Source organism: Mycobacterium shunyiense (assembly GCF_058270075.1).
Window position 1 is genome coordinate 43,874 of the sequence record NZ_JBZDPU010000011.1, and the last position, 12,945, is coordinate 56,818.

Sequence of the window (12,945 nt, forward strand, 5' to 3'; positions counted from 1 at the left end):
AGAACTGTGCCCTCGATACCTTCGATGCCAGTCCCGGAGGCTGACGAAACATACCCGCGGCCGGCCGGCGAAGCCGCTCAGGCCCTCGTCTGGGCGCAGTGGCCAAACCTGACTGACGGCCACTTCAAGGCACTCATAGCGCAGCAACAGAAGTACGCCGACCTCTGCAGCGATCACACCGACGCAACGATGCGCGACGCACAAACCCAGGCGGACCTCCTTGTTGGAGAGGCCGGCGATGCCAATCAACAGCTTCTACTGAAGATCGCTACCCACGCCTCTGACGGCAAAGCTCACTTCGACTCCAAAGTATCGGCAGCCAAACAATATTGGGCCATCACCAACGGGGTCAAAATCGACCTCACCCGTATCGCCGATGCCGCGCAACAGGAGTGGGACACCGCAAAAACAGTGCCCGGGGGCACCGCAGTTGTGACGGCAGCCTACGCGCCAGAAGTCGAAACCATCATCGAGGGCGCACTCACCGACATCGCCAAAGTCCCTGCCCCCACACCACTTCCACAACCCCCCACCGGCAACGGCTCCAATGTCGACGCTCTCGACAACAAGACGAAGAAAGAAGGAGACGGCGACAAGGAGCACGACAAAGCCGACTCTAAGAAGAAGATGGCCAAACCTTCGGACGAGGCCGACCACCACCTTCCGGGCAGCGATAAGCCCTACGTCAACACCGAGAACCCCGGCGCTGCGGCCGATGGACAGCCGGGGGCTACTCAGCTGCCCGACTCAGCCGGGGATCATGCTGGTTCTGTAACGGGAGTCGACGCACGGCCGACGATGCCGACAATTGGGGACACTGGGCAGCCTGGACGCCAGCTGCCGTCTATGCCCGGCCTTCCGGCGTCGCCGCTGGGAAGTGGCCCAGGTTCGGGTGGTGGGTCTGCTTCTGGGCTTGGCGGTTTGGGCTCGGGTGGCAACAGCTTGGCTTCGGCGTTCAAGCCGCCTGCGACACCTTCTTTGCCAGCATCGAGTGTAGGTACGTCGCCGGCCTCGGCTTTCCCGAAGGTGCCTCCTCCGGATAGCTTTGTGTCGGGTTTGTCGAACGCGGGGAGTAGTTTCCAGTCCGGGGTTGCTTCGGGTATGGGCGCGTCTGGCGCGGTCCCTTCGTCGGCTCAGTACGCTCAGCCGCTCGCTCCGATGCCCGTGCAACAGCCTGTTGTGGCATCGCCAAGCGGATTTTCTGGACCTGCGGGCGCTGGGGCGATAAGTGCGGCAGATGGCGGTTCGGTTGCTGGTGGCGGCACGCACGGTGCGCCGGTCGGTGGCGGCACGCCGATGGGTGGGGGTGGGATGATGCCGCCTCCTGCGGCGGCCGGTGGTGGCCAGCCTTTGGCGCCGTATAGCCCGCCCGCTTCTTCTGCACCGGGTGGCGCGCCGGTTTCGAGTGGCCCGGCGTCGACGGCGGGTGCCGCGCCGGCAGCCCCGGCTGCCGCGGCCGGTGGCACGGGTAGTCCGGCGGTGGTTGCGGGGAATTCGAGCTCGGCGGCCGCGGGGGCGACGCTTGCCTCGACAACGGAGGCTAATCCGGATATTGCCATGGCCACGCGGGTTCTTGCGGGGCTGGTGCGTGGGTCTCAGCCTGTTGGTGAGGTGTTGCAGAGTCCGGTGTCGTGGGCTGTGGCGGTGTTGCGCACGCCGACTGGTCCGCAGACAGTTGTGGCTAGCAGTGTGGGCGGTGGCGGTTATGTTCCGGTCACCGTGTTTTTGCCTGTGACTGTTCGGTTGGCGGTGGCTGATTCGGCGCTGCCCATCGGGTGGGCTGGTGAGTGGATGGGCTCGCAACAGCCGTCGGCTATCTTGGCGGCGCATTTCGAGCGTTTGTCGGAAGTGGTTAGCGGGGTTCGCGTTTCAGCGATCGTCACGTCAGAGATGTGGCCCAAGCGCCCTCGATGCGGTGGGGATTTCGTCGCGGTTCGGCAGATCGATATTTTGCAGGCCCTGGCGGAGCCTCCTGTGCTTGATGCGGGGCATCAGCATCGGTTGGCGGCGACGGATTTGGCTTTGACCTCTCGGTTGGCGAGCTTGGGGCGCAGTTTTACTCCCGATGTCGCGCAGCGGGCGACCGCGGAGTTGGCGGTGCGCTTGACGGAGTCGGTGTTGCGTGCGGCGTCGGAGCCAGATGAGACGGGGCAGCGCCTTTGCGGGCCCGCAGAAGAGAAGCTGTGGCAGGCAATTCGGTCAAACACGATCGGTGAGTCTGATTGGAGCGCGTGGGCCAGCGGTTTGGATACGGCCGTGCAAGTGCCCGAGATGCACGCGCCGCGCGACCCGGGCTCGTCGGCCGAGTCGGTGAACGCGCGGATGTGGTATCGGCATTACTACCGGGCGGGCCGGGTGGCTGAGTTGTTGAGCTGTTGGGATTCCCGCCGGCCGTCGATGGGCGTGTGGGATGTGGCGTATTGCGGCGTCGCGGCGGGGTTCGGGTCTGAGGTGGCCTCGGCAGTGGCCGAGGTTGAGCATGAGCAGCGCATGCGCCAGTCGTAGTCGAGTTGTGTGTGTCGGGGGAATTTCTGCAGGTGGGCGGTGAGGTGCTTTGTGCACCCACCGCCCAATTGCTTCATATCTGTTCACGTATGACTTATAGTGTGTAATATACGCAATAGGCGCGTGGAGGTGCGTCGAGGAAGGGGCCGAAGCGTGACTGTTGCAGGTTCAGACGAGACCGAAGTTCCTGCCACGAAGGTGGTGGCCACGGCGGTGTCTGCAAAGCGCACCCTGATGGCCGAGGTTGACCAGAACGGATTCGTGGTTGGGATTCGTGTGCTCAGTGATGCTGTGCGGCAATGGGATTCGTGGACGCTCGGCGAGAATGCCGTTGCTGTCGCTGCGGTGGCGCGGGATCGGTACTTGGCGAACCAGCCGCACAACGAAGCCACCTATCCGACTCATCAGTCGGTCGCGGCCGACGAGCGTCGGCTCAAGTTCTAGTTTCTAGAAAGGGTCGCTGTAGTTGACGTCCTCTCCTGGCTGAAGCCAGAAGATTCCAACCCATCCACTTACCTATGCGGCAGGAGAATCGAGTTGAGGTTCACGGTTCGTAGACCGGCCAACGCCGAGGTCTCCCCGTGCAGTCACCGCCCGTCCGGCGGCGATATTGCGTGCGGCGTTCACGTCCGCATGGCACGGCCCCGCCGAGCAGGCGACACACACGAAAACCGCTTGGCTCTTACGGTTCTCGGGTGCGATATGCCCACACACGGAGCATCGTTGCGACGTGTACGCGGCCGGGACTTGCTCCACCCGACCCAATGCCTTGTGCTGCAGCCGCACCGCAAGGAGTCCCCAGCCGGCACGGCTGATCGACCGGTTCAGTCCACGCTTCTGCGCAACGCCGCTCCCCGGCTGATCGACAGTTCCTTTGGCGCTGCGAGTCATAGCCCGCACATCGAGCGCTTCGAGCCGGATCGTGTCGAACCGGCCAGCGATCTCGGTACTGGTCTTTTCGACCCAGTCCTTGCGCCGGTCGACCTCACGGGCCCGCAGCGTCGCGATCGCCAGCTTCGTCTTGGCACGCCGATTCGATCCGCGTTGCGCACGGGCCAGGCGCTGCTGCAACACCTTCAAACGCTTAGCTTCACCCGCCGACAAGCCCGGCACGCGCAGCAATTCACCCGACGACAGGGCCGCCGACACCGCCACACCCCGATCAATCCCCACCACGCTGCCATCGCGCGGGCCACCGATCGGGTCAGGCACATACGCGAAGGCGATATGCCAACGGCCAGCCCGATCCAGCGTGACCCGGTAAGACTTCACCCCGCCGGGCACCGGGCGCGACAGCCGAAACCGCACCCAGCCAACCTTGGGCACCAAGACCTGCCCGTACCGGCGGTTGAGCCGCTGAACGTGATGGGGTTTGACTCCAATTTGCCGGAAACCTTCGTGCACACCGGCTTTGCGCCACGTCGGGCGGCGGTGCGTGCCACCGAAGAAATTCCGCATGGCCTGAGCGAAATCCCGCAACGCTTGCTGCTGCACGGTCTGAGATCCGGCCGCCAACCACGCAAACTCGGCCCGGGCCTCGGTCAGCTGCGCCGACTGCTCGTTGTAGCCCGGTGCCCTACGGCCCCACCGCCAGAACTGCTGCTGCTCCACCGCAAGATTCCACACATACCGCGCCTGCCGGCAATGCCCCGCAAGCGCAACCGACTGCTCCTCAGTGGGCAACAACCGGTAACGAGCCACGCCCGCACCCTAACCATATGCACCGACAACCAGCCGAAAGGAGACGTGGCGTTTCCTCCCGCAGATAAAGCAACGGGTTTCCACGCCACAACCAACCGATGACTGAGTGGAGCCTGATCAGCGATGTTGTGAGCCGGGTGGTCGGCGGTGTCACGCTCGGGCCGGCGGGGGCGATTCTGAACCCGATCGGTATGGGGGTCAAGGGGCTTGAGGGGATGTTTGGCGGCGGTGGTGAGCACGCGCCGGCTGAGCGGACCTATGCGGGCGGCGGCGGCCGCTTCGGGAATGAACCGGGCGCTGCGCCAGAGAACGGGCAGGCTCCGCCGGCGCCAGCGGAGCAGCCAGCACCGCCCAATGCCGAGCAGAACAGTGGTGCTGCGGCGACTGCGGCCTCGGCCGATGCTGCCGAGTTGGACAAGCTGATGAAGCAGCTCGCTGAGCTCGATAAGAAGGCTGCGGCCACCGTTGATGCCGTGCACGCCTCCGGGGAGGCGAGCAAGCAGGCGCTGCAGGATGTGGCTCGCGATGTCGACGCGAAGATCAAGGAGCTGGGCCCTCGGCTGAACACTGGCGAGGGGCAGCAGGAGCTGCGGGACTATCTCAAGGAACGACTGTCTTCGGCCAAGCAGGTTATCGAAAAGCAGATTGCTGATGCCGAGGCCAAGGCCCGAGAGACCAGAGAGCTCGCAAACCGCTATGCGGAGATCGGTGGCGGGGGAGGAGGCAGCGGCGAGGGCGGCAATGGCGGCGGTGGTAACGGTGGCGGCGGTAATGGTGGCGCTCCCGTTGAGACCACGCCGGCCTCGACGCCATCGACCGTCCCGGCAAGCAACCAGACTCCGGCTGGCACATCGCCGTTCGGCTCGGGGATGATGCCTGCGGGCATGCCCATGTCTATGCCCTCGCTGCCGTCGTTTGGCGGGGGAGGGATGCCGGGAATGGGAGGTGGCTTCGGTGATCCGCTGTCGGCGTTGAGCGGATTGGGCGGGAATCCGGCCGGCAGCGAGGCTCCTCAGTTGCAGGATCAGCAGACCGGTGTCGGTGAGGACGGCAAATCGGCGAGCGATGGTGTGCAGTTGCACGACAACCAATCTGACCATGGTGGGTCGGGCGGTGACGACCATGACGGGTCCGGCGGAAAACCCGATTCGGGCAATGGTCAGGACCAGGGGACGCACCCGGCGGGTGACCAGGGTGGTGCTGGCGGTGATCACGCGGCTGGTGGTGGTACCGGTGCGCACACACCCGGCGGCTCCGGCACACAGGTTGAGTATGTCGACGACAAGGGAAATGAAGTGAAGACAGATGCTCGCACCGAGCAGGCGGCCGCTGCAGTGCGGGCCCATATGAATGGCGCGAGTGTGGCCGAGAGCTACGCAGATCAGAAGATCGATCTGCCGCCGCCCGGGAGCCCGATCACTGACCCGAAGATGATGGTTCCGCCAAACATGCTCAAGGCCGGGGATGTCGGTGTGTTCAAGGACCATCTGGTGATGGCGTTGGGCAACAACAAGGTGTATGTGTCCGGGCAGGTGCAACCGCTGGACAGCATCAGCTCCGGCCCTGATTTCCTGGCCTGGATCGATCCGACCGCCGGCGCACAAAACGCTGGTCATGCGCCGGCAACTGCACCTGCCAATCCGAACGTGACCTAGGCCGCGCCATGACGAGGCCGCCACGTGATGACGCAGCTCCCAACCTCAACAGGCCGGTGGGGGCTGCCGTCGCAGCTCGAACAGGTTGGTAGCCCATGAGTTTGGAGGGGTTTGTGCGGGCGTCGGGGGCGGTGATGGGCTCGGCGCGGGAGGCTTTCGGTCCTGGTGGCGCAGCGGTTCCGGCGCGCGGCGGGGTGGGTGTGTTGCCGGGCGGACCCTCGGCCTCGGGTGCTGCCGCTGACGGGTTCGACGACGAGACCCGCCAGGTCGGTGCTCACGTGAGTGCGTTGAGTGAGCACGACGCGGCCAGTGACGCTGATCTGGCTCAGGCGGTCGCTGCGGCCGGTGTGGGGCGTGAGCGTATGGATTCAGTCATCGCCGCGGCGGTCGGTGACGTCGAGCGACTGGGCATGTCGACCAACACCTACGCGGGTCAGCGCGCGTTGGTCGATGCCATCACTCGGCGGCTGGAGGAGTCCAAGTCGACTCTGCAGCAATCGCATTCAGATGCCACTACTCGCGCGGCCAGCGCCGACACCACGGCGGCGGGCTATAACGGTATCGGCACTCAGACAATGCCGGCGTCGATGCTGGGCGCGGGCGGTATGCCTGCGGGGGCACCGTCGATGCCGATGCTGCCGTCGATGCCGATGCCCTCGGGCATGGGCATGCCCATGATGGGCGGCGGTCTTCCCCTAGCACCCCTGACCAACCTGGCCAGCATGCTCGGCGGAGGGACATCGTCGGCGCTAGCCGGAGCTGGAAGTATTCCCGAAAGCGCAGTGAAGACTGCGGCCACCGCGGTTCCTGCCGGCGCATTGGGTCCGGGAAGAGGATCCGAAAAGGGACTGCAGCGTTACACGGTCCTGATGAACAGGGCTGTCTCGGCGGCGTTTCCAGAGATCACCGATATCGGTGGTGTACGAGCGGATTCATTGAAGTGGCACCCGCAGGGATTGGCCTTGGACTTCATGATTCCCAACCCCACCAGCCCAGGCGGGGTGGCACTGGGCAACCGGGTCGTGGATTTCATCTTGAAGCACAACGACAAGTTTCATGTCGACCACGTCATCTGGCGGCAAATGATGTATGGCACAGACGGTTCCGTTCGCAAGATGGAAGACCGCGGCGGCATGACGGCCAACCACTACGACCACGTTCATGCGGCGACGCAAGGCGGCGGGTATCCAACAGGGGGAGAGGTGTACAGCTTGTGATCGCGTATCAACAGAGGGTGCGGCCCAGCGGCCGTGACGGTTGCGGAGAGGCAGGCTAGCTCATGCCACTCAATTATGCGTCCATGGAGCAGGTTTCAGGCTGGCGCTTTCTGTGGCACCGGCTGTCGGTGGCGGTCGGACGCTGGAATGTGCGGCTGATTCACGACCCGTCTAAGAACTCCCAAGTCGCCTATCTCTACGGGTTTGTTGCTGCTGGACTTGTGCTTGCACTGTGCTTTGTGTTGGCCTGGATTCGGCCCGTCGGCCAGATCGGCACGTCAACCATTCTGATAGACCGGGCCACGGGTGCACGCTGGGTACAGGTGGGCGGGGTGATGCATCCGGCGCTGAATCTGGCCTCCGCCCGCCTCATTGTCGGTCAGGCTGAGGCACCAAAGATGGTGCCGATGGGCGAAATCCGCAAGAGTCCGATTGGGCCGGCCGTGGGCATCATGGGTGCACCTGACGACCTGTCGGTGCGCACACCGGCCCAGACCGGGTGGACATTGTGTGATCGACTGGGCTCTACCGGCTCTCAGGTGATACCGAAGGTGACCATCGTGGCGGGACCGCCGACGTTGGGTGACTGGTCGCAGACGATGCGCTCGCCGCAGGCGGTGCTCATGACGTATGCCGGTGACGTGTATGTGGTCACTGACGGACATCGTTCGAAGATTGACTTGGCCGATAAACCGGTGACCTTAGCGCTAGGGTTGCCAGTGGGCGATCTTCACCCCGCCCCCATGTCCCGTGCGATGTATGAGGCGTTGCCGCCGACGGCACCCCTGCGGGTTCCGGATGTGCCCAACCCTGGCGGACCAGTAGCCTTCGCTACGGCGAAGCTGCCGTTGGTGTCGGGCAGCGTGGTGCGTGTCCAAGACGCCTCCGGTAGCGATGAGTTTTTCATCGCAATACCCGCTGGGATACAGCGGGTTCCGGCAACGGTGGCCACAATGATGCTTAACGCTGGCATGGGCAATGGTGGACAGGTGCTGACCGCCAGCGCCACCGAGATTGCTTCTCTGCCTCAGGCCACCGGATTCGATGTGTCCATCTACCCGGCAACCCATCTCGAACTGCTGGACAAGGCCGCCGAACCGGTGACGTGCGTGTCGTGGCGCAAAGGTAGCGGTGAGCCGCAGGCGCAGATAAGTACGATCTCGGGTCGTCGCCTTCCCATTCCGGTGCAGGACGACAATAGGCTGATCTCGTTGGTAACCGGTGGCGAGAACGTGGCAGACGCGGTCTATATCGGAAGCAATTCAGCCAACTTCGTGCAGGTAACGGGTGTCGAAGACGATTCGCCGCGACGCGAAAGCATGTGGTTCATCACCGACACAGGTGTGCGCTTCGGGGTGTGTGCGACAGGCAACAACGATACTGACACCCGTAAGGCGTTGGGGCTGACTGAGGCTCCGCAACCGGCTCCATGGGCGGTTGTCCGCTGGCTTCCGGCAGGACCGGTGTTGTCCAAAGAAGCCGCGATGGTCGAGCACGACACATTCGCCAAGGACCCTATGGCTGCGCCGTTACCTGCGCCCCCGACTGGAGATCAGCCATGACGAAAATCGGCCATCGAGTCCAGTCGACCCCCGCGCCGTCCTTGGACCCCAAGACCATCACCGTCGACAACCCACTGTCCTATGAACGGGTGCCGAAGTCGACCGCCTGGATCTGGGTCCTTCTGTTCATCGGTGGGGCGGTGGCGCTGATGGTTCTCCTATACAAAAGTGGCGCAAGGCAACTCAGTATGGGTGGAATGGTCATCTTTCCGATCATGCTCGTATCCATGTTCGCGATGCTGCGCAACCGCGCCGGGGGCGCCGATAAGTCGAAACGACCTGCAGCGCTCAATCAGCAGCGGGCTGAATACCAACGCAAGCTCGACGCATTACGGTCGGGCCTTCACGCCGACGCCTGGGAGCAGGCCCGTGAAATCGCCTACCACCATCCCGACCCGCGTAGTGGATCGTTGACAACATTGGTGGGCAGCGGACGAATGTTTGAGCGAGCGCCCGACCGGCACAATTTCGGGCACGTTCGCATCGGCCTGGGCCTGACCCGGATCAACACCATCATCACCCCGCCGGACAACGTGCCGCCAGAAGAGAGTCGAGAGTCCGTCACGGCGATAGCAGCACGAGATTTTCTGCTGTCGCAGAACGTCATTCACGATGTTCCCCGGCCCTTGCATTTGTGGGACGAGGCCGGCTGGTCACTGTTTTGGGAACGTCAGGACCAACGCGACATCGTGCAAGGCTGGCTTCGGGCACTGGTGTCGCAGCTGTGCGTTTTCCACAGCCCCGCAACAGCCGACGCAGCTGACCCCGATGCGGCTGGCGGGATCCGGCTGGCGATTATCACAGATGACCCCGAGGCATGGGAGGCGGCCAAATGGTTGCCGCACACCGCCGATCCCGAGCTGGTCGACGCCTCAGGGCCTGTCAGATTGATCTTCAACGATGTGGCCAGCTTCATGAATCGGTTTGGCGAGGACCTCAGCGAACGTCAACCGTGGCGGTTGCGGACAGAGGGCTCCGAGGAGCCCACAAGCTGGCTGGTGGTCGTGGTCGACTACCCGGACGCCAGCTGCACCCCAATTCTGGGTGACAGAGGCAAGTTCGGGGTAGCGGTGATCGAAGCAACCGGCGACGAGAACAGCATTCTGGCCAATCCCCAGTCGGCGTTTTTCCTCGACGATTCGGGCAATCTTCTCCGCGCAGCCAAGGAGGTCCACTGACATGGTGCAAGTATCAACCAAAGCGCGAGACGGATTGCTGTTCGCCGCCAACCCGGATTATATGAGCCGCAACGAATTCGAGGTGCTGGCCCGGTCGCTGTCGCGCTACGAACCCATCGACGAAGCCGGCCGGATGCTGGCGACCGCGGCCAGCGAAGCGCGTTCAGGTCAGGAATACCTCGATCTGTGGGGGATCGAGGATGCCCGGACTTGGGATCCGACTCCGCTCTGGGACGAACTCACGATCGCAACCCGCTGCGAAATCCCGTTGGGCAAGACCGCTGTAGGCAACAAACCTCTGTGGCTGGACATCAAGCAGGATGCCGAGGGCGGTGTCGGGCCCCACGGCATGGGCGTCGGCATGACCGGTTCAGGCAAGTCCAAGCTGGCACGCACGATCGTGATGGGTCTGGCCATCAAACATCCACCCGAGATGATGAAAATTCTGCTGGGTGACTTCAAAGGTGAGGCCGAATTCACCGGTCTGGAAGCACTGCCGCATGTCGTGGGCGTGGTGTCCAACCTGGGTGACAGCCTCCACAAGCTCGACCGGTTCCAGGACGTCGTCGAAGGCGAAATGGAGCTGCGCCAGGAAGCGCTCAAGCGGGCCGGCTTCGAAAGTGTGCTGCACTACGAACAAGCCCGTGCCCGCGGCGCCAAGTTGCCGCCAATCGGTGTGCTCGTCATGGTCCTTGATGAGTTCAGCGAACTGCTCTCGCTCAAGGCTGAGATGGGACCTGTCTTCGATCAGGTCGGCCGACTCGGCCGCTCGCTATGGGTGTCGATTCTCAACTTCTCTCAGCGCGCCGAGACCGGCAAGATGTCCGGACTCATCGCCCAGCAGTCCTACGCGATCGGCATGAAGGTTAAAGACGCGGGCGAGAGCCGTCGGGCGTTGGGGTCACCGGTGGCCTACGACGAACTCAGAAATTCGCCGCCTGGATCGGCAATCTTGGCCGTCGACGGCGAGTACACCAAATTCCGGGCGTACTACACGCAGGCGACCTTTCAGCCACCGAAACGCCGCAAAGCCGAAAAGGTCGCCACCGAGGGCTATCCCGTCGATGTGCACCGCTTCAGATCCGGCATTGCTCCGCTGCCCGAGGATCTGCTCAAGATCGCCGACACCGATGAAGACACCGAAGACGACGTCGAAGACGCCGAGGAATTCTTCGACGACGACATGGATCTGCCGCTAGGGGCCGAAGCACCCACAGTGGAGAACATCCTGGCTCGCCAGATCACCAAATTTGGCAAAGGGCGCACCCGGGGCGGCATGTGGCTGCCCGCCCTCGATGACACCCCTGAGATTCCCTTGAGCGAACTGACCCAGGAGTACTGGGGTCGCGACTGGACGCAGGTGATTGCTGACGGGGGACTGGTTGTGCCCATCGCACGCGAAGACAACCCGCGACGCCACACTCAAGAAGTTGTCTGCCTAGACCTTTCGGGCGCCGGCGGAAACATTGGCATCACCGGCAAAACCGTGATCGGCAAGTCGATGACCGCTCAAGCGATCATGTTGTCCTTGGCCCACTCGCACAGCCCCCAACGCGTCCAGTTCTACGGCCTCGATTTCGGAGGCGGCAACACCGCCCGCAACATGGCCGGGTTGCCACACGTAGCGGGTATTGCAGGCGGCAGCGACGCGGAGAAGGTCAGTCAGGTCGTCATCGAGGTGGAGAAGCTTCTGCGACGGCGCGAGCGCGAGTGGGAACTGGCCGGGATCAACATCAACACATTCCGGGCCCGCAAGTTCGGGGCCAGCCCAGAGGAAGTCCCAGACGACGGGCATGGGGATGTATTTCTGATCGTCGACAACATCACTGCATTCAAGAACTTCAATCTTGATCTACATGACCGGGTCGCGCGCCTGGCCGAAAATGCGCTGGCCTACGGCATCCATTTGGTGGTGACCAACGACAGTTGGTTGTCGATCAAGATGGGTGACAAACTCGGCACCCAGATCGAACTACGCCTGTCCTCCCATGTGGACTCGAAGTGCCGGGACAAGGAACTCGCCAGGCGGTTACCCGACGTTCCCGGTTTGGCGTTGCAGCGCAACGGTTTACAGATGCGCATCGGAGCGCCGTACCAAGTGCGCGAGACGATTGCCAAAGAGACCGAGGATCGAGCAACCAAGGACGCAGTCGCCGAGATCGCCCGCGCGTGGAGCGACCTGGGATACCAACAGACGCACCAACTCCGAATGCTTCCCGACAAGGTCGCCTATGAGGAGATGGGACCGGCGGCTTCCGGCACGCTCAAACTCGGCTTGGGACAGACCACCTTCAACACGGTTGGTATCGATATCGCCCGATACCCCCACTTTTGGGCCGCTGGCAACAGCCAGTCGGGACGCTCGACGTTGCTGCGGACGCTGCTGCGCTCGATCACCGAAACATTCGCTCCACCCAATCCGGAAGCGCCCTCGTTCGATCAAGCTCAGATCCTGCTGTTCGAGTCAGATTTTGAGCTGATGGACTCCGTTGACGAGCGCTACAAGGTTGCCTATGCCAACACCAAACCGGAGATCCTGTCGATATGCGAGGCGCTGGCGCAAGCGCTGACGAAACGGCGGCCGCCCAGCGACCTCAGCGATCGCGAGAAGCGGTTGTGGCGGCCGGCGGCACCCAGGATCTTCGTTGTGGTCGACGACCTCGACCAGTTGACAGTTACGGGGAAGCATGGGGGCAAGCAAAGCGCGTTGGCGCCGCTCATCGAGCAGATGGCCAGAGGTCAACGCATCGGCTTCCACGTGCTGGCAACCACCCAGGCCTCCAACTTCTACCAAACTGGCAAGAGCAACAAGGTCATATCGGCGATGGAAGACGCCGGCGTCAGCGCGTTGGTGATGGACAGCGAGAAGAAAGAAACCTATGTCGGCGACATCAAGGGCGCGGTTCGCGTTCCGGGGCGCGGTGAGTTCTGGACCCGCAAGGGCAGGGAGCTCGTCCAGGTGGCCCAGACGCTGCCGCCTGACGAGGTGCTGTGAGGGGAGAATTTCGTGCATTCACGTCGTGGTCAACGGACGTAAAATTGCACGATAATCGTGAACATTATGTGTTTCCGATTTTGAGCAAGTGTGTAAGAATCGGTAGCAAGGCGCATACGCGCTCTGCCATAT

Annotated in this window: 8 protein-coding genes; 7 read left to right on the forward strand and 1 reads right to left on the reverse strand. The window is 63.1% G+C overall.

Going from position 1 to position 12,945, the window contains the following annotated elements:
* The first annotated feature begins 24 nt into the window (after positions 1–24).
* Complete coding sequence (locus AC4ELH_RS09200; RefSeq protein WP_409552832.1) at positions 25–2,505, forward strand: EspK C-terminal domain-containing protein; 2,481 nt, start codon at positions 25–27, stop codon at positions 2,503–2,505.
* A 153-nt stretch (positions 2,506–2,658) separates the two neighbouring features.
* Positions 2,659–2,949 carry a hypothetical protein gene (locus AC4ELH_RS09205; RefSeq protein WP_409552833.1) on the forward strand — a complete coding sequence of 97 codons (291 nt, stop codon included), beginning with the start codon at positions 2,659–2,661 and terminating at the stop codon, positions 2,947–2,949.
* Between the two features lie 72 nt (positions 2,950–3,021).
* Here AC4ELH_RS09205 and AC4ELH_RS09210 read toward each other — a convergent pair whose 3' ends face one another.
* Positions 3,022–4,206 carry an RNA-guided endonuclease InsQ/TnpB family protein gene (locus tag AC4ELH_RS09210; RefSeq protein WP_409552834.1) on the reverse strand — a complete coding sequence of 395 codons (1,185 nt, stop codon included), beginning with the start codon at positions 4,204–4,206 and terminating at the stop codon, positions 3,022–3,024.
* Positions 4,207–4,334: 128 nt separating this feature from the next.
* On the opposite strand from AC4ELH_RS09210, the gene AC4ELH_RS09215 reads away from it, so the two are divergent.
* The 5 genes from AC4ELH_RS09215 to eccCb all read left to right on the forward strand — a co-directional run bounded on the left by AC4ELH_RS09215 (position 4,335) and on the right by eccCb (position 12,813).
* On the forward strand, positions 4,335–5,861 hold the full coding sequence (locus AC4ELH_RS09215; RefSeq protein ID WP_498884187.1) for a DUF4226 domain-containing protein: 1,527 nt from the start codon (positions 4,335–4,337) through the stop codon (positions 5,859–5,861).
* A gap of 95 nt (positions 5,862–5,956) precedes the next feature.
* Entirely contained in the window at positions 5,957–7,078 is a 1,122-nt protein-coding gene (locus tag AC4ELH_RS09220; RefSeq protein WP_410341829.1) for a VldE C-terminal domain-containing protein, read from the forward strand.
* An 83-nt stretch (positions 7,079–7,161) separates the two neighbouring features.
* Positions 7,162–8,640: a type VII secretion protein EccB gene (eccB, locus tag AC4ELH_RS09225; RefSeq protein WP_454231434.1), complete on the forward strand. Its 1,479-nt coding sequence runs from the start codon at positions 7,162–7,164 to the stop codon at positions 8,638–8,640.
* Between the two features lie 41 nt (positions 8,641–8,681).
* On the forward strand, positions 8,682–9,818 hold the full coding sequence (locus AC4ELH_RS09230; protein WP_498884190.1) for a cell division protein FtsK: 1,137 nt from the start codon (positions 8,682–8,684) through the stop codon (positions 9,816–9,818).
* Between the two features lies 1 nt (position 9,819).
* Positions 9,820–12,813, forward strand: a complete 2,994-nt coding sequence (gene eccCb, locus AC4ELH_RS09235) for a type VII secretion protein EccCb (RefSeq protein WP_454231436.1) — start codon at positions 9,820–9,822, stop codon at positions 12,811–12,813.
* Positions 12,814–12,945 lie beyond the last annotated feature (132 nt).

Bases quoted from the DNA above. Each gene is read 5' to 3' on its own strand.
- eccB (WP_454231434.1), top strand. From the start codon at position 7,162: ATGGAGCAGGTTTCAGGCTGGCGCTTTCTGTGGCACCGGCTGTCGGTG.
- eccCb (WP_454231436.1), top strand. From the start codon at position 9,820: ATGGTGCAAGTATCAACCAAAGCGCGAGACGGATTGCTGTTCGCCGCC.
- AC4ELH_RS09200 (WP_409552832.1), top strand. From the start codon at position 25: ATGCCAGTCCCGGAGGCTGACGAAACATACCCGCGGCCGGCCGGCGAA.
- AC4ELH_RS09220 (WP_410341829.1), top strand. From the start codon at position 5,957: ATGAGTTTGGAGGGGTTTGTGCGGGCGTCGGGGGCGGTGATGGGCTCG.